General features: G+C 56.5%; 14 protein-coding genes. All 14 read right to left on the reverse strand.

What is annotated here, in order from left to right:
* Positions 1-56 precede the first annotated feature (56 nt).
* Entirely contained in the window at positions 57-560 is a 504-nt protein-coding gene (secM, locus tag CWR52_RS08475) for a secA translation cis-regulator SecM (RefSeq protein ID WP_167213990.1), read from the reverse strand.
* 279 nt (positions 561-839) lie between these two features.
* Positions 840-1,757, reverse strand: coding sequence for a UDP-3-O-acyl-N-acetylglucosamine deacetylase (gene lpxC / locus CWR52_RS08480; protein WP_010426966.1), 918 nt, complete (start codon positions 1,755-1,757; stop codon positions 840-842).
* 101 nt (positions 1,758-1,858) lie between these two features.
* Positions 1,859-3,010 (reverse strand): cell division protein FtsZ, encoded by a 1,152-nt coding sequence (gene ftsZ, locus CWR52_RS08485; RefSeq protein ID WP_008501978.1) that lies wholly within the window; start codon positions 3,008-3,010, stop codon positions 1,859-1,861.
* 63 nt (positions 3,011-3,073) lie between these two features.
* Positions 3,074-4,330 carry a cell division protein FtsA gene (gene ftsA, locus CWR52_RS08490; protein WP_006173845.1) on the reverse strand — a complete coding sequence of 419 codons (1,257 nt, stop codon included), beginning with the start codon at positions 4,328-4,330 and terminating at the stop codon, positions 3,074-3,076.
* Positions 4,327-5,169: a cell division protein FtsQ gene (gene ftsQ / locus CWR52_RS08495; RefSeq protein ID WP_023293285.1), complete on the reverse strand. Its 843-nt coding sequence runs from the start codon at positions 5,167-5,169 to the stop codon at positions 4,327-4,329. The genes ftsA and ftsQ overlap by 4 nt, the downstream gene beginning before the upstream one ends.
* A gap of 1 nt (position 5,170) precedes the next feature.
* Entirely contained in the window at positions 5,171-6,091 is a 921-nt protein-coding gene (locus CWR52_RS08500) for a D-alanine--D-alanine ligase (RefSeq protein ID WP_104949394.1), read from the reverse strand.
* On the reverse strand, positions 6,084-7,559 hold the full coding sequence (gene murC / locus CWR52_RS08505; protein WP_104949395.1) for a UDP-N-acetylmuramate--L-alanine ligase: 1,476 nt from the start codon (positions 7,557-7,559) through the stop codon (positions 6,084-6,086). Before murC ends, CWR52_RS08500 begins: the two co-directional genes overlap by 8 nt.
* 56 nt (positions 7,560-7,615) lie before the next feature.
* Positions 7,616-8,680: an undecaprenyldiphospho-muramoylpentapeptide beta-N-acetylglucosaminyltransferase gene (gene murG / locus CWR52_RS08510; protein WP_104949396.1), complete on the reverse strand. Its 1,065-nt coding sequence runs from the start codon at positions 8,678-8,680 to the stop codon at positions 7,616-7,618.
* Entirely contained in the window at positions 8,677-9,921 is a 1,245-nt protein-coding gene (gene ftsW / locus CWR52_RS08515) for a cell division protein FtsW (protein ID WP_008501983.1), read from the reverse strand. The genes murG and ftsW overlap by 4 nt, the downstream gene beginning before the upstream one ends.
* Entirely contained in the window at positions 9,921-11,237 is a 1,317-nt protein-coding gene (gene murD, locus CWR52_RS08520; RefSeq protein WP_063620777.1) for a UDP-N-acetylmuramoyl-L-alanine--D-glutamate ligase, read from the reverse strand. Before murD ends, ftsW begins: the two co-directional genes overlap by 1 nt.
* Before the next feature lie 2 nt (positions 11,238-11,239).
* Positions 11,240-12,322: a phospho-N-acetylmuramoyl-pentapeptide-transferase gene (gene mraY / locus CWR52_RS08525; protein WP_008501985.1), complete on the reverse strand. Its 1,083-nt coding sequence runs from the start codon at positions 12,320-12,322 to the stop codon at positions 11,240-11,242.
* Positions 12,316-13,674 carry a UDP-N-acetylmuramoyl-tripeptide--D-alanyl-D-alanine ligase gene (murF, locus tag CWR52_RS08530; RefSeq protein WP_104949397.1) on the reverse strand — a complete coding sequence of 453 codons (1,359 nt, stop codon included), beginning with the start codon at positions 13,672-13,674 and terminating at the stop codon, positions 12,316-12,318. Before murF ends, mraY begins: the two co-directional genes overlap by 7 nt.
* Positions 13,671-15,158: a UDP-N-acetylmuramoyl-L-alanyl-D-glutamate--2,6-diaminopimelate ligase gene (gene murE, locus CWR52_RS08535; RefSeq protein ID WP_104949398.1), complete on the reverse strand. Its 1,488-nt coding sequence runs from the start codon at positions 15,156-15,158 to the stop codon at positions 13,671-13,673. Before murE ends, murF begins: the two co-directional genes overlap by 4 nt.
* Entirely contained in the window at positions 15,145-16,911 is a 1,767-nt protein-coding gene (locus CWR52_RS08540; RefSeq protein WP_045907793.1) for a peptidoglycan glycosyltransferase FtsI, read from the reverse strand. The genes murE and CWR52_RS08540 overlap by 14 nt, the downstream gene beginning before the upstream one ends.
* Between the last annotated feature and the right edge of the window lie 9 nt (positions 16,912-16,920).

Genomic DNA, 16,920 nt, shown 5'->3' on the forward strand with positions numbered 1-16,920 from the left:
TAAATTCTCAAACGCCCCATCATGGGCAGATAAATTAAGGTATTGAAAAAGTTAATTTAGCTGAGGCGTTGAGGCCCGGCGCGAATGCCGTGAACCTGGCTAATCCAGGTTGATACAGAGAATGAAACAGGAGGAACGAGCGCGCGCTGCGCCGTCTCGCGCACCATGACCGGCGGCTGGCTGTCCTGCGTAAGCAGTGCATTAAGCGTGTCCAGTAGGGCAAGATGCTGGGCCTGCACCGGCAGCGTCTCTTCCGCCACAGGCATTGCCTGGGGCGCCATCGCGAAGGAGAGATGGCGGATAACCGTGCGGATAGCGTGCTGGTGCCAGTAATCAACGGAGAAATTCGGGCGGCGGCTGGCTTCAAGCCACGCGAGGTTTGTAAAGTTAACCCGCGTGTTGAGATCATGTTTGGTGGTAGAGGTCTTCGCTGGCGTCGCCGCTTCGGCACTGTTGCTGAGCGCAGGCAAGCCGAGACTCGCCGCGACCATCCCTAATAAGAGATGCGGCCAGAAGTAACGTCTGCCAAATTGTCGCCAGCGCGTCAGTATTCCGCTCACTTGCTCCACCACATAAGTCAGCCTGTAACAGGCTACTTTTAAGTTATTTTTTTAAGCGCCCAGATATTACCACTAAAGCCAATGCACATCAGCAGGAATGAGGTGCCACCGCGGGGAAAAACGGTCAAGAATGCAGCTAACGCACGCATTTTCTGCGCAAGACAAACAAGAGATAACACTGGGGCAAACGAAGAAGGGCAAAAATAAAAACGACTGGTCTTCCTGGTCGGAGAGAGTACCAGGTTAACCAGTCGATTTTTTACGAAACGGCGTGAACCGTTACGCAAGAACCATGTTTGGCGCTTTGAAAGCCAGCGGCAGTTCTGCTTCGTCTTCGAAGGTCACATATTCCCAGGCTTCCTGTTTTGCCAGGACGGCCTGCAACAGTTTGTTGTTCAGCGCATGACCGGATTTGAAAGCGGTAAATGCACCAATGATATTGTGACCACACATAAACAGGTCGCCGATAGCGTCCAGCATTTTGTGACGAACGAATTCATCTTCGAAACGCAGGCCGTCTTCGTTCAGTACGCGATAATCGTCAACAACGATGGCACAATCGAAGCTGCCGCCCAGGCACAGGCCGCGGGACTGCAGATATTCGATATCACGCATGAAGCCAAACGTACGGGCTCGGCTGATCTGGCGCATAAACGCATCAGCAGAGAAGTTCATCGCGTAGCGCTGGGTGCTGGAATCAATCGCCGGATGGTTAAAGTCGATGGTAAAGTCCAACGAGAAACCATTGTACGGTTTGAATTCAGCCCACTTGTCGCCATCTTCGACGCGAACGGTCTCTTTGATGCGAACAAATTTCTTCGCGCAGTTCAGTTCTTCGATGCCGGCATCCAGCAACAGATAGACGAACGGTGCAGCACTGCCATCCATAATCGGGATTTCTGGCGCATCGACTTCAACAATAATGTTGTCGATACCCAGCCCCGCCAGGGCGGCGTTCAGGTGCTCTACGGTAGAAATCCGCACGTCATGCTCGTTCACCAGACAAGTACAGAGCATAGTATCACGCACAGATTTGGCATCGGCCGGAAAATCTACCGGTGGATTCAAGTCGGTGCGACGATAGATGACCCCGGTATTGGCCGGCGCAGGGCGTAACGTCAGCGTGACTTTCTTGCCGGTATGTAAACCGACACCCGTCGCCTGAACGATACGTTTAAGTGTCCTTTGTTTGATCATCGTATAATCTCGCCAAATTAACTATCCAACCGAGAGTGTATATCACTAACGGTGGGCCAGTTTAGCACAAAGAGCGCAAATCCCCAAATTCCAGCCAATTCTTAGTCAGCTTGCTTACGCAGGAACGCCGGGATGTCCAGATAATCTGGCTCTTTTGCCGTTTGCGGCGTTGGGTCGTTCACCACTTTCGCGGCCGGTTTTTGCTCCTGAGTCAGAGGAGACATACCGTGCTGCTGGTAACGATCCATTACCGGTTGCTGAGTCTGTTTGTTGGTCACGAGGGTGATCTCAGGACGCTTGTCCATACCGATACCGGTCGCAACAACGGTAACACGCAGCTCGTCATTCATTTCCGGGTCAAGGGAAGTACCGATTACCACGGTCGCGTTGTCAGAGGCGAACGCGCGGATGGTATTACCCACGGTTTCGAACTCATCCAGACGCAGGTCAAAACCAGCGGTAATGTTGACCAGCACGCCGCGCGCACCGGACAGATCGATATCTTCCAGCAGTGGAGAAGAGATAGCCATTTCAGCCGCTTCTTCCGCACGGTCTTCACCGCTCGCCACGCCAGAGCCCATCATCGCGTAGCCCATTTCGGACATCACGGTGCGAACGTCTGCAAAGTCAACGTTCATCAGGCCAGGACGGGTGATCAGTTCAGCGATACCCTGAACCGCGCCTTTCAGCACGTCGTTTGCTGCGCCGAAGGCGTCCAGCAGGGAAATACCGCGACCCAGAACTTTCAGCAGCTTGTCGTTCGGGATGGTGATCAGCGAGTCCACATGCTTGGACAGCTCGGTGATACCCTGCTCCGCGAAGGCCATACGCTTCTTGCCTTCAAAATTGAAAGGCTTGGTCACGACAGCAACGGTCAGGATACCTAAATCTTTAGCTACTTCAGCGACAACAGGTGCTGCACCGGTACCGGTACCGCCGCCCATACCCGCTGCAATGAAGACCATGTCCGCGCCTTCCAGTGCAGCACGCAGGGCTTCACGATCTTCTTCAGCCGCGTTGCGACCGACTTCCGGGTTAGCCCCAGCGCCCAGCCCTTTGGTGATGCCACCGCCGATCTGGATAGTCTGGCCTACAGCCGTCTTACGCAGTGCCTGTGCATCGGTGTTAACTGCAAAGAATTCAACACCTTCGATGCGTTCACGCACCATATGCTCTACGGCGTTACCGCCGCCGCCACCGACGCCGATGACTTTAATCACCGCGTCGTTGGTCAGTTCCATAGGTTCAAACATAATTTCTCTCTCCGTTGTGCCTGTCGCCCGAGACCGCTAATTCTCTCCGGTCTCTTAAAAAAATTAAAACTCTTTTCGCAACCAGTTGTTCAGTCGTTTGACCCACGACCCCACTGAGACGCGTTTTTCCACTTCCGCTTCACCACTGAGATGAGATTCCTTCCCGTAGTGGAGCAGGCCCACAGCCGTTGAATAATACGGCTCCTGAGCATAATCCGTTAAACCGGTGATATTCAGCGGCGCACCAATACGCACCTGCGTATGGAACACGCGCTGTGCACAGGCCGCAAGACCTTCAATTTGCGCTGCACCGCCGGTTAATACAATCCCCGCCGCAAGATGATGCTTAACGCCCTGCTGACGAAGCTGTTCCTGTAACTGTAAAATCTCTTCGTTGACCAGGTTGAGCAGCTCGGTATAGCGCGGCTCGATCACCTCTGCCAACGTCTGGCGCTGCAGGCTGCGCGGTGGACGACCACCGACGCTTGGCACTTCAACGCTCTCATCTTTGCCAACAATAGAGCCCAGCGCACAGCCGTGGCGCACTTTAATCGCTTCTGCATCGCTCGGTGGCGTACCAAAAGCGTAAGCAATATCGCTGGTCACGACGTTCCCTGCGTACGGGATCACTTTGGTGTGGCGCAACGCACCGCCGGTATACACGGCCATGTCCATTGTACCACCACCAATATCGACCACACAGACACCCAGTTCACGTTCATCTTCGGTCAGCACGGAATAACTTGCCGCCAGACCGGCGAAAATAAGTTGGTCAACTTTCAGGCCACAACGTTCAACGGCTTTTACAATGTTCTTCGCCATATCGTTGTGACATGTGATCAGGTGCACTTTTGCCTGCATACGAACGCCTGACAGACCAACCGGGTTCTTGATCCCTTCCTGGTAGTCAATCGCATATTCCTGCGGGATCACGTGCAACACGCGATGCTCATCGCGGACACGCACGGATTTCGCCGTATGCACAACGTTTTCAACGTCTTCCTGCGTCACTTCTTCTTCGGAAATCGGCACCATACCGATTTCGTTCTGGCAGCTAATGTGCTTACCAGAAAGGGCCAGATAGACAGAAGAAATCTGGCAATCTGCCATCAATTCAGCCTGATCGATGGCGCGCTGAACGCATTTCACCACCGATTCAAGATCGTTTACCCCACCTTTATCCATACCACGGGACGGGCAGCTGCCCACGCCAATGATATTGACCATACCGTCGGGCAGAACTTCCCCTACTAAAGCGGCAACCTTCGCGGTGCCAATCTCCAGTCCAACTACCAGTTTTCTGTCCGTCGCCTTGATCATTGTTGTTCTGCCTGTACCTGTGCCTGATTCTGTTGCTGATTAGGTTCCTCGACCGGAGCCGGTACCCAACCGACTGCTGCGCCTGAGTCATAGCGCAAATCAACGTAGCTTATCCGTTTGCCGTCAGTCTGTGCCTGCTGCTGTAAAACCGGGTAAAGTTCGACAAAACGCGCCAGACGCTTCATGGTGTCCCCGCGCCCCAGGTTGAGCTTAATGCCGTTCGTTAACGTAAGCTGCCAGGAACGGCGCGCCGTCATGGCAGCATCTTTTAACGTAAACCTGTCCTTCGCCAGCACTTGACCCATTTCACGAAAACCCTGTAACACTTCGTTTTCGCTGCCTTCAGGGCCATACAACATCGGTAAATTTTGCTTGTTGACACGATCGGCAGGGACGCTGAAGGAATTTCCGTCGACGTCAACCATGTGCTGATCATTCCAACGCGCAATGGGCACATATTCAACCAGATGAATCTTCAATTCATCAGGCCATTGCTTTCTTACGCTCGCCTGTTTAATCCATGGCAGACGTTCAATCTGGCTCTGGATAATATTGACATCCTGAGTCATAAAGGTGCCAGGCGAGCCCAGTGCCAGTATCGACTGGCGAATATCGTCGTTACGCGTGTAGTGACGCTCACCGGTGACCACCAGTTTAGAAAGTGGCAACCGCTGCGCATCTTCCATCCAGCCCAGGACCATCCAGCCGCTGATAAACACGGTGCACAGCACCCCGAGCAGGAAAATGATGCCTGCAAGACGCGTTCCATTACTGCGGCGTGAAGAGGTGTATTCTTCCTCGTCATCGCGGTTGCGCGTGTTCAATGCAGCCTGAGACATATCAGCCCGCCTGGTCCAGAATGCGTACGACTAACTGCGAGAAGCTCATCCCCGCCTGACGCGCAGCCATCGGCACAAGGCTGTGGCTCGTCATACCCGGCGAGGTATTGGCTTCCAGCAGATAAAATTGTCCATCCCGGTCCTGCATCACGTCGATGCGACCCCAGCCCTGGCAGCCCAGAACATGCCAGGCTTTAAGCACCAGGGACTGTAAATGGGCTTCACGCTCAGCTTCAAGACCACTTGGGCAGAAATATTGCGTCTCATCAGAGAGATACTTCGCCTCATAATCATAGAAGACTCCGGCGGGTTGGATACGGATTGACGGTAAAATTTCTTCGCCAAGCATCGCGACGGTAAATTCCGGCCCGCTAAGCCATTTTTCTACCAGAACTTCATCATCATGTTGAAATGCCAGCGCTAAAGCGGACGCTAGATCGTCAACTTTGTCGACTTTGGACATTCCCACGCTGGAGCCTTCCCGGCTGGGCTTTACAATAACCGGTAAGCCCAGTTCAGCAATGCGTGCATTAACGCTATCCGACAGCCCCAATTCAAATTCGCGTCGCGTCAGCGCTACCCATGGTGCGACAGGTAACCCTGCACCCTGCCACAGCAGCTTGCTGCGCAGTTTATCCATAGAGATAGCGGAAGCCATCACGCCGCTGCCGGTGTACGGCAGGCCGAGCAGATCCAGAAGCCCCTGCAGGGTACCGTCTTCACCGCCACGACCGTGTAAAGCGATAAAGACTTTATCGAAGCCCATGGCTTTTAACTGCGTCACGTCGACCTCTTTTGGGTCAACAAGGTGCGCATTGACGCCACCTTCACGCAGGCCCGCCAGTATAGCCGCGCCGGAATTCAGGGAAACCTCGCGCTCGGCGGAGGTGCCGCCAGACAGGACAGCAATCTTATCAGCCATGATGCTCATCCTCCTGGTTTTGCGGCTTCAGTTTGATTTCAGCTAAGGTACGGGCGATTTTGCCGATATTTCCCGCCCCCTGAATCAGAATCAAATCGTTACCTGTCAGGACCGGCGCCAGAATTTCCGCCACCTGTGCAGGGTCAGAAACCAGAATAGGGTCAACTTTACCGCGTCCACGAATGGTGCGACACAAAGAACGGCTGTCTGCGCCAGGAATCGGAGTTTCGCCCGCTGAATAAACATCCAGCATTAACAGGGTATCGACCTGGGACAGGACGCTGGCGAAATCGTCATACAGATCGCGCGTACGCGTGAAACGGTGCGGCTGGAACACCATCACCAGATTCTTGTCCGGCCAGCCCGCACGTGCGGCTTTAATAGTGGCGTCCACTTCGGTTGGATGGTGACCGTAGTCGTCCACCAGCATCGCCGTACCGGCTTTACCGTTCACCGGATCCAGCGGGAATTCACCGAGGAAGTCGAAACGACGACCGGTACCCTGGAAGCTTTCCAGCGCGCGCAGGATCGCCTCATCATCAATGCCTTCTTCCGTCGCAACAGCGACTGCCGCTGCGGCATTGAGCGCGTTATGGCGCCCTGGCGCATTCAGCGTCACGTGCAGCAGCTCTTTGTCCTGACGCGCCAGCGTGAAGTGCCCCTGCGCGCCAATCTGTTTGTACTCTTCCACGCGCACGTCAGCGTCTTCACTGAAACCGTATGTGGTGATTTGACGACCCACGCGCGGCAGCAGCTCGCGGATCACCGGATCGTCTACGCACATCACCGCGCGCCCGTAGAACGGCAGGTTGTGCAGGAAGTTGATAAAGGTCTGCTTTAAATTCTCGAAGTCACCCTGGTAGGTATCCATATGGTCCGCTTCGATGTTGGTGACAATCGCCACCATCGGCTGCAGGTGCAGGAACGACGCGTCGCTCTCATCCGCTTCAGCAATCAGATAACGACTGTGGCCCAGACGCGCATGCACGCCCGCGGCTTTGACCAGACCGCCGTTGACAAAGGTCGGGTCGAGACCCGCTTCCGCATAAATACTGGAGACCATCGCCGTGGTCGTGGTTTTACCGTGGGTCCCGGCAATAGCAATGCCGTGACGGAAACGCATCAGTTCCGCCAGCATTTCTGCACGGCGGATCACCGGAATGCGCGCTTCATGCGCGGCAACGATTTCCGGGTTGTCAGAGGAGATGGCGCTCGATACCACCACCACGCTCGCATCGCGCACGTTTTCCGGGCGATGGTTAAAATAGATAGTCGCCCCAAGAGACGCCAGTTGCTGCGTTACAGGGTTTGGCGCCAGGTCAGACCCGCTGATCTGATAGCCTTCGTTAGCTAACACTTCGGCAATACCGCCCATGCCAGCACCACCGATGCCAACAAAGTGAATGTGCCGGACGCGACGCATCTCGGGCACGATTGAACGCAGTTTTGCCAGTTGTTGTGTATTCATTCTCTAAACGCCATCGACTACTTAAAATTCGTGCAGCGCTTCACGCGCTGCGAGGGTTAAGCCTGGGCTGCCAGGCTCACTTCTTTTGCCACCCGTTCCGTCGCATCAGGGATAGCTGCCGCGCGCGCGCGTTCAGCCATCTCAAGCAATACGCCTCTGTTCCAGCCCGCCAGGGTGGTGGCGACCGCGTCGGCGGTAAATTGTGGCTGCTCAAAAATTTTCGCCGCACCGGCTTTCTCAAGCGGCAGGGCATTCCAGTACTGCTGTCTGTCTTTGTGCTGGAAAGGCACAAACAGAGCCGGCAGCCCCGCGGCAGCGATTTCGCTTACCGTTAAGGCGCCAGAACGACAGACCACGACATCGGCCCAGGCGTACGCTGCCGCCATGTCGTCGATAAATTCCGTCACGTTATGCTGCGGCTGCCCCGCCTCGGCGTAAGCCTGCTCAACGGTCTGCTGAGCGCCTTTTCCACTCTGGTGCCAGATGGTAACGGTATCACCCAGCTTTGCGGCAACCTGCGGCATCGTCTGGTTTAAAATACGTGCGCCCTGAGAACCGCCGACGACCAGCACACGCACCGGCCCTTCACGGCCTGCCAGCCGAGCCTCCGGCAGCGGCAGTGCCAGCACGTCCACACGCACCGGATTTCCCACCACGTCCGCTTTCGGGAACGCGCCGGGAAACGCCTGCATGACTTTGGTGGCGATTTTCGCCAGCCATTTGTTGGTCAGACCCGCAATACCGTTCTGCTCATGCAGCACGACGGGAATACCTAGCGACCACGCGGCTAACCCACCTGGACCCGAGACATAGCCGCCCATGCCCAGCACCACATCGGGCTTAAAGCGCTTCATGATGGTGCGCGCCTGACGCCAGGCGTTAAAAATGCGCACCGGTGCCAGCAGCATTGCCTTGAGGCCTTTGCCCCGAAGGCCAGAAATACGAATAAAGTCGATCTCGATACCGTGTTTCGGTACCAGGTCGGCCTCCATGCGGTCTGCGGTTCCCAGCCAGCGTACCTGCCAGCCCTGATCCATTAAATGGTGCGCAACCGCCAGTCCCGGGAACACATGTCCGCCGGTACCGCCTGCCATCACCATTAACCGCTTCGGTTGATTCATCGTGAACCTCGTGTAAACGCCTGGGCTTTTTCCAGACGCGTCTCATAATCTATGCGCAACAACAGCATGATGGCCGTCGACATAATCAACAGACTCGAACCACCATAACTGATCAACGGCAACGTCAGACCTTTGGTCGGCAACATACCTGCTGCGGCCCCGACGTTAACCAATGCCTGGAAGCTAAACCAGATACCAATTGAGCAGGCCAGGAAGCCTGAGAAACGGTGATCGATCTCCAGCGCTTTCCGGCCGATGGACATGGCGCGGAAAGCGACGAAGAATACCATTAATAGCGCTAATACCACACCGATATAACCCAGTTCTTCCGCAATAATGGAGAAGATGAAGTCAGTATGCGCTTCCGGTAAATACTCCAGTTTCTGTACCGAGTTACCCAGCCCCTGCCCCCAGAGCTCACCGCGCCCAAAGGCCATAAGTGACTGCGTCAGCTGATAGCCGCTGCCGAACGGGTCTTCCCACGGGTTCCAGAACGAGGTCACGCGGCGAATACGGTAAGGCTCGGCGAGGATCAGCAGCACAACCGCTGAAATCCCCATCCCGATAATGGCGATGAACTGCCACAGCTTCGCCCCCGCCAGGAACAGCATGGCCAGCGTGGTGACAAACAGTACCACCACGGTACCGAGGTCAGGCTGCGCCAGCAGTAATACCGCCAGCACCAGAATCACGCCCATCGGTTTTAAGAAGCCGCGCAGGTTATTACGCACTTCATCTACCTTACGCACCAGGTAGTTCGCCAGGTAGCAGAACAGGGAGAGCTTGGTAAATTCCGCAGGCTGAATACGCAGCGGGCCAAAGGCGATCCAGCGTGATGCCCCGTTTACGGAACTCCCCACCACCAGAACGATCAGCAGCATAATGATCGACGCGATCAGCATCGCCGTACTGTGCCGCTGCCAGAACTCCATCGGCAGACGCAAGGTCACCAGCGCCAGGCAAAATGCCAGGATAATGTACAGACCATCACGCTTGGCAAACAGGAAAGGATCGTTCGCCAGACGCTGCCCGACGGGCATTGACGCTGACGTCACCATAATAAAGCCGACCGCCGCGAGCCCCATCGTGAGCCAGAACAGCGTGCGGTCGTACATGATCAGGCTGTCGTTATCTTTTTGACGAGAGCCCATCACCCAGCCTTTGAGTGCCGCAAACAACCACACCAGGATCCCAAATCCTGGCAGGCGCGGCATTTTCAGGCGAGGGAGAGATAAACGCATCAGCCTAACTCCTTCGCCAGGCGGGTAAAGACATCACCACGCTGTTCGAAATTCTTGAATTGATCGAGGCTGGCACAGGCCGGAGAGAGCAGCACCATATCGCCCGGCTTCACGCGAGGGGCAATCAGCCGCATCGCCTGTTCCATGGTTTCGGTTTGCTCGGCGACCTCAGGGCGCAGTGCAGCCAGCTCGCTGCCGTCACGGCCGAAGCAGTAGAGACGGACGTTATCGCCGGAGAGATACGGCTTCAGGGACGAGAAATCCGCTGATTTACCGTCACCGCCCAGCAGCAGATGCAAGGTACCGTCAATGTGCAGGCCGTTCAGCGCGGCCTCCGTGCTGCCCACGTTGGTGGCTTTGGAGTCGTTGATCCAGCGCACGCCGTTGTGCTCCAGCGCCAGCTGGAAACGGTGTGCCAGGCCGGAAAACGTGGTTAACGCTTTCAGGCTTGAGGAGCGCGGCAGCCCCACTGCGTCCGCCAGCGCCAGCGCCGCCAGCGCATTGGTATAGTTGTGCTGACCAGAGAGCTTCATCTCTTTCACGTTCAGCACTTTCTCACCTTTCACGCGCAGCCAGGTTTCACCCAGCTGGCGGTTCAGATGATAATCACCCATGGTGATGCCAAAACTAATGCAGCGGTCGTCTGCGCCACGCACCGGCATAGTCAGTGCATCATCGGCGTTCACTACGCAGACTTTGGCATTCTCATAAACGCGCAGCTTGGCAGCACGGTACTGCTGCAGACCAAATGGATATCTGTCCATGTGATCTTCAGTCACGTTGAGGATCGTCGCAGCGGCAGCATGCAGGCTGGAGGTCGTTTCCAACTGGAAGCTGGAAAGCTCGAGAACATACAGTTCACAGCCTTTGTCCAGCAGCATCAGAGCAGGCAAACCAATATTACCGCCAACGCCGACGTTCATGCCCGCCGCTTTTGCCATTTCCCCCACTAGGGTGGTGACGGTGCTTTTACCGTTAGAACCGGTAATCGCGATAACGGGCGCCTGCGCTTCGCGGCAGAACAGCTCGATATCGCCGACAATCTCAACGCCTGCATCTGCGGCAGCGCTCAGGGAAGGATGCGCCAGCGCCATACCCGGGCTGGCGACAATCAGATCGGCTGCCAGCAGCCAGTCATCATTCAGACCACCAAGGTGGCGTTCAACCTGTTCCGGTAGTTTATCCAGACCCGGCGGAGAGACACGCGTATCCATCACGCGCGGCGTCACGCCACGTGCGAGGAAAAAGTCCACGCAGGACAGGCCCGTGAGGCCTAACCCGATGATAACGACTTTTTTGCCCTGGTAATCTGCCATGATTAACGTACCTTCAGCGTTGCCAGGCCAATCAGCACCAGCATCAGCGAAATAATCCAGAAGCGCACAATAACGCGCGGCTCCGGCCAGCCTTTCAGTTCATAGTGGTGGTGAATCGGCGCCATACGGAAGATGCGCTGACCGCGCAGCTTGAAGGAGCCGACCTGCAAAATCACCGACAGCGTCTCAACCACAAACACGCCGCCCATGATCACCAGCAGGAACTCCTGACGCAGCAGCACGGCAATAATGCCCAGCGCGCCGCCTAACGCCAGTGAACCGACATCACCCATAAAGACCTGAGCCGGATAGGTGTTGAACCACAGGAAGCCCAGCCCTGCACCGACAATCGCCGTACAGACGATCACCAGTTCACCCGCGTGGCGCAGATAAGGGATGTGCAGATAGTTCGCGAAATTCATGTTACCGGTCGCCCAGGCCACCAGCGCAAAACCGGCCGCCACGAAGACGGTAGGCATGATTGCCAGGCCATCCAGACCGTCGGTCAGGTTAACGGCGTTACCGGTGCCGACAATCACAAAGTACGCCAGCAGAATGTAGAACAGACCCAGCTGCGGCATCACGTCTTTAAAGAACGGCACGACCAGCTCGGTCGCTGGCGTGTCTTTCCCGGCAAGATACAGTGCGAAGGCCACGCCCAGCGCGATCACCGACATCCAGAAATACTTCCAGCGGGCAATCAGGCCCTTAGTGTCTTTGCGGACGACTTTGCGGTAATCATCGACGAAACCAATGATCCCGTAACCCACCAGTACCGTCAGCACACACCAGACGTACGGGTTGGACGGGTACGCCCACAACAGCACGGAAACGACGATGGCAGTCAGGATCATGATCCCGCCCATGGTCGGGGTGCCGCGCTTGCTGAAGTGCGATTCCGGGCCGTCGTTACGCACAACCTGGCCGAAAGAGAGCTTTTGCAGACGGGCAATCATGCGCGGGCCCATCCACAACGAGATGAACAGTGCAGTCAGCAGGCTGACGATGGCGCGAAACGTCAGATACGAAAAGACGTTAAAGCCTGAGTAATATTTGACCAAATGTTCGGCCAGCCAAACTAACATGTCCCGTTCTCCTGTAATGCGTGCACAACCTCTTCCATGGCGGCACTACGTGAACCTTTCACTAACACTGTCACAATTTGTTTTTTTGTCATTAATGCCTTAAGGCGCTCAATCAACGCGGCTTTATCGGCAAAATGCTCGCCAACGCCGCTGGCCTGGCTAATCGCCTGGCTCAGTTTTCCTGCGCTCAGTACACAGTCCAGCCCCGCCGCTTTCGCCGCTTCACCGACCTGGGTATGACAGGCTTCGCTTTCGTCGCCCAGCTCTGCCATGTCGCCAACCACCATGATTCGGTAGCCTGGCATTTCAGATAACACCTGCACCGCCGCCGTCATCGAGCCAACGTTCGCGTTGTAGGAGTCATCCAGCAGCAGCTTGTTTTCCGAAAGCTGAATCGGGAACAGACGACCCGGCACGGCTTTCAGGTTCGCCAGCCCGGCTTTGATCGCCTCATGTGAAGCGCCCACCGCCGTTGCCAGCGCCGCCGCCGCAAGGGCATTGGCGATGTTATGGCGACCCGGCAGCGGCAACAGCACCTCCACGCCACCCGTTGGGGTAGTGAGGGTGAACTCAGTGCCGTGCGACGTCACATGGATATTGGTCGCCGTAAAATCACTGTTGGCCGCATTTGGCGAGAAGCGCCAGGTTTTACGCGCACCAATGATGCTCTGCCAGTTCAGCCAGTCGTTGTTATCGGCGTTCAGAATGGCGATACCGTTTTCCGGCAGGCCGGTGTAAATCTCGCCTTTCGCTTTCGCCACGCCTTCCAGCGAGCCAAAGCCTTCCAGATGCGCTGCCGCGAGGTTATTCACCAGCGCCGCTTCCGGGCGAGTCAGGCTCACGGTCCAGGCGATTTCACCCTGGTGGTTTGCGCCTAACTCGATCACCGCATAGTCATGCTCTTTGGTCAGGCGAAGCAATGTCATCGGCACGCCGATGTCATTATTGAGGTTGCCCGCGGTAAAAAGCGTATTGCCGCACTGGCTGAGGATCGCTGCCGTCATCTCTTTCACTGACGTTTTGCCTGAGGATCCGGTCAGGGCGACGACGCGAGCCGGTACCTGCTGACGAACCCAGGCAGCCAGCTCACCGAACGCGAGACGCGTATCTTTCACCACAACCTGCGGCAGATCGATATCAAGCTTGCGGCTGACCAGCAGCGCACCGGCGCCGTTCTCTTTGGCCTGTTCGGCAAAATCATGCGCGTCAAAACGCTCGCCTTTCAGCGCCACGAACAGACAGCCAGCGGTGACTTTGCGGGTGTCCGTCGTCACGGCATCAATGGTCAGGTCTTGCCCGTGCAGGTCGCCATGCAGTACCGCAGCGGCCTGGCTTAACGAGAGGCTAATCATGCGACAACTCCCAGCAGGCGAGCTGCCGTTACGCGATCCGAGTAATCCAGACGGCGATTGCCAACAATCTGATAATCTTCATGGCCTTTACCCGCCAGCAGAACAACATCATTCTCCTGCGCCTGCATAATGGCGTTGGTCACGGCTTCAGCACGGCCTTCCACGACGCGCGCGCGGCCTGCGTCCAGCATACCCGCCAGAATGTCATTAATGATGGCGCGCGGCTCTTCCGTACGCGGGTTGTCATCGGTGACAACCGGAATATCCGCGAACTGTTCCGCAATCGCGCCCATCAGCGGGCGTTTGCCTTTGTCGCGATCGCCGCCGCAGCCAAACACGCACCAGAGCTTACCGGTACAGTGCAGGCGCGCCGCTTCCAGCGCTTTTTCCAGCGCATCCGGCGTGTGGGCATAATCAACCACAACGGTCGGCTTACCCGGCGCGCTAAATACTTCCATACGGCCACAAACCGGCTGGAGACGCGCTGACGTTTTCAGCAGTTCCGCCATCGGATAACCCAGCGCCAGCAGCGTTGCCAGCGCCAGCAGCAGGTTGCTGACGTTAAACGCGCCCATCAGGCGGCTTTCAATTTCGCCTTCCCCCCAGGAAGAGGCAAAGCGGATGGTCGCCCCGCTGTCGTGATAATTCACCTCAACCGCCTTCAGCCAGCGGCCATGGCAGTTCGGATTGATATGATCTTCCATCGAGACGGCAACCGCATCTGGCAGCTTCGCCAGCCAGCGGCGGCCCACTTCGTCGTCGGCGTTGATGATGGCCTGACCGTAATGGTGAGTAGAGAACAGCAGCCATTTCGCGGCTTCGTAGTGCTCCATATCGCCATGATAATCAAGATGGTCGCGGCTCAGGTTGGTAAACACGGATGCAGCAAATTTCAGCGCCGCGACGCGGTGCTGTACCAGACCGTGCGAAGAGACCTCCATCGCGGCGAAGGTTGCGCCCTGCCCTGCCAGACCGGCAAGCACGTGCTGTACGTCAACCGCGGAGCCGGTGGTGTTTTCCGTCGGGCTCACTTTGCCCAGCAGACCGTTACCTACGGTTCCCATCACCGCACCGGTTTCACCCAGCAGTTGGGCCCACTGCGCCATCAGCTGCGTGGTGGTGGTTTTACCGTTCGTACCCGTTACGCCAACCAGACGCAGCTGGTCGGAAGGTTCGTGATAAAAACGTCCCGCCAGTGCGGAAAGACGTTCGTTTAACTGACTGAGATAGATGACCGGCACGCCGTGCATTTCACGGATCTCACCGTCGGTTGCCTCATCTTTAGCCTCAGCAATAATGGCAGCCACACCTTGCGCAATCGCCTGCGGGATATAACGACGCCCGTCCGCCTGATGACCGACCACCGCCACAAAAAGATCGCCAGAAGCAGCCACGCGGCTGTCCAGTACCATCTCTCGCAGTGCTCGCTCCGGTGCATTTGGCACCCACGGAGCGATAAGGTCGCGCAAATTACGATCTGCCACCTGTACCCTCGCCTTGATTAATTACAAATTCACTTTTTTCGCCCGTCGCCAGCGCATCCGGTTCAATGTTCATGGTGCGTAACACGCCGCCCATGATGGCCCCGAACACAGGCGCGGAGACGGCGCCGCCGTAGTATTTACCCGCCTGTGGATCGTTTATCACGACCACCAGCGCAAAACGCGGATTGCTTGCAGGCGCAACGCCTGCGGTATAGGCAATGTATTTGTTGATGTAGCGGCCGTCTGGCCCCACTTTTTTCGCTGTACCGGTTTTAATGGCGATACGATAGCCTTTAATCGCCGCCTTCACGCCGCCACCGCCCGGCAGCGCCACGCTTTCCATCATGTGCACCACGGTACGAACGATGGATTCCGGGAAGATACGCTCGCCCGGGACCGGTGGATCAACTTTGGTAATCGACAGCGGGCGATAGACGCCATAGCTGCCAATCGTTGCGTAGACTCGCGCTAACTGTAACGGGGTTACCATTAGCCCGTAGCCGAAAGAGAAGGTGGCCCTCTCTATGTCAGACCACCGTTGTTTTTGAGGATATAAGCCACTGCGTTCTCCGACCAACCCCAAATTGGTCGCCTTTCCCAGTCCAAAACGTGAGTAAGTCTCTACTAACGCTGAGGACGGCATCGCTAACGCCAGCTTTGAAACACCGACGTTACTCGACTTCTGTAACACCCCGGTCAGGGTCAATTCGCTGTAGCGCGCCACGTCTTTTATCTCGTGGCCGTTAATACGGTATGGGATAGTGTTCAGAACCGTGTTTTCATTGACGATTCCGCGCTGGAGCGCGGTCATCACCACCATCGGCTTCACCGTGGAGCCAGGTTCGAACACGTCGGTAATCGCCCGGTTACGCATGGCATCTTTTGCGGTGCCGGTAAAGTTGTTCGGGTTGTAGGATGGACTGTTGGCCATCGCCAGCACTTCACCGGTGCTGACATCCACCAGCACAGCGCTGCCTGACTCCGCCTTGTTGAACGCCACGGCGTTGTTCAGCTCGCGGTAGACCAGCGCCTGCAGGCGCTCGTCGATACTCAGGGCCAGGTTGTGCGCTGCCTGACTGTCCGTAGAGGAGATATCTTCGATGACGCGCCCGTAGCGGTCCTTACGCACGATTCGCTCGCCCGGCTGACCGGTGAGCCACTTATCGAAGCTTTTTTCAACGCCCTCAATCCCCTGGCTGTCGACGTTGGTGAAGCCAATGAGGTGAGCGGTTACTTCGCCGGATGGATAGTAACGACGGGATTCTTCACGCAGATGAATGCCCGGCAGCTTCAGTTTGCGAATGTAGTCCGCCATGTCAGGGTTAACCTGACGCGCCAGATAGATAAAACGCCCTTTCGGGTTCGCATTAACGCGGGACGCCAGCTGATCCAGCGGCATTTTCAGCGCATCAGCCAGCGCCTTCCAGCGGTTATCAAGGGTAATGCCACCGGCGTCGTGCAGCTCTTTCGGATCGGCCCAGATAGCTTTCACCGGCACGCTCACCGCCAGCGGACGACCGGAGCGGTCGGTGATCATCCCGCGGGAGGTGGAGACCTCCTGAACGCGCAGAGAGCGCATATCGCCCTGGCGTACCAGCATGTCAGGGGCGACGATCTGCAGCCATGCCACGCGGCCCAGCAGAAAACCCAGCGCCAGTAAAATGCAGCCGCAAAGCAACGCAAAACGCCAACTGATAAAGTTGGCCTGTTCTTCCTGACGTTTTGGTTTTAGCGTTTTTGCCGCTGCTTTCATGCGTCGCGT

This window comes from Enterobacter sp. SGAir0187 (assembly GCF_002952735.2).
GTDB lineage: Bacteria > Pseudomonadota > Gammaproteobacteria > Enterobacterales > Enterobacteriaceae > Enterobacter > Enterobacter quasiroggenkampii.

Excerpts from the sequence above, each read along its gene's own strand:
- ftsW (WP_008501983.1), bottom strand. The coding sequence starts at position 9,921 with ATGCGTTTATCTCTCCCTCGCCTGAAAATGCCGCGCCTGCCAGGATTT.
- ftsZ (WP_008501978.1), bottom strand. The coding sequence starts at position 3,010 with ATGTTTGAACCTATGGAACTGACCAACGACGCGGTGATTAAAGTCATC.
- CWR52_RS08540 (WP_045907793.1), bottom strand. The coding sequence starts at position 16,911 with ATGAAAGCAGCGGCAAAAACGCTAAAACCAAAACGTCAGGAAGAACAG.
- mraY (WP_008501985.1), bottom strand. The coding sequence starts at position 12,322 with ATGTTAGTTTGGCTGGCCGAACATTTGGTCAAATATTACTCAGGCTTT.
- murD (WP_063620777.1), bottom strand. The coding sequence starts at position 11,237 with ATGGCAGATTACCAGGGCAAAAAAGTCGTTATCATCGGGTTAGGCCTC.
- ftsA (WP_006173845.1), bottom strand. The coding sequence starts at position 4,330 with ATGATCAAGGCGACGGACAGAAAACTGGTAGTTGGACTGGAGATTGGC.
- ftsQ (WP_023293285.1), bottom strand. The coding sequence starts at position 5,169 with ATGTCTCAGGCTGCATTGAACACGCGCAACCGCGATGACGAGGAAGAA.
- lpxC (WP_010426966.1), bottom strand. The coding sequence starts at position 1,757 with ATGATCAAACAAAGGACACTTAAACGTATCGTTCAGGCGACGGGTGTC.
- murF (WP_104949397.1), bottom strand. The coding sequence starts at position 13,674 with ATGATTAGCCTCTCGTTAAGCCAGGCCGCTGCGGTACTGCATGGCGAC.
- CWR52_RS08500 (WP_104949394.1), bottom strand. The coding sequence starts at position 6,091 with ATGGCTGATAAGATTGCTGTCCTGTCTGGCGGCACCTCCGCCGAGCGC.
- murG (WP_104949396.1), bottom strand. The coding sequence starts at position 8,680 with ATGAATCAACCGAAGCGGTTAATGGTGATGGCAGGCGGTACCGGCGGA.
- murC (WP_104949395.1), bottom strand. The coding sequence starts at position 7,559 with ATGAATACACAACAACTGGCAAAACTGCGTTCAATCGTGCCCGAGATG.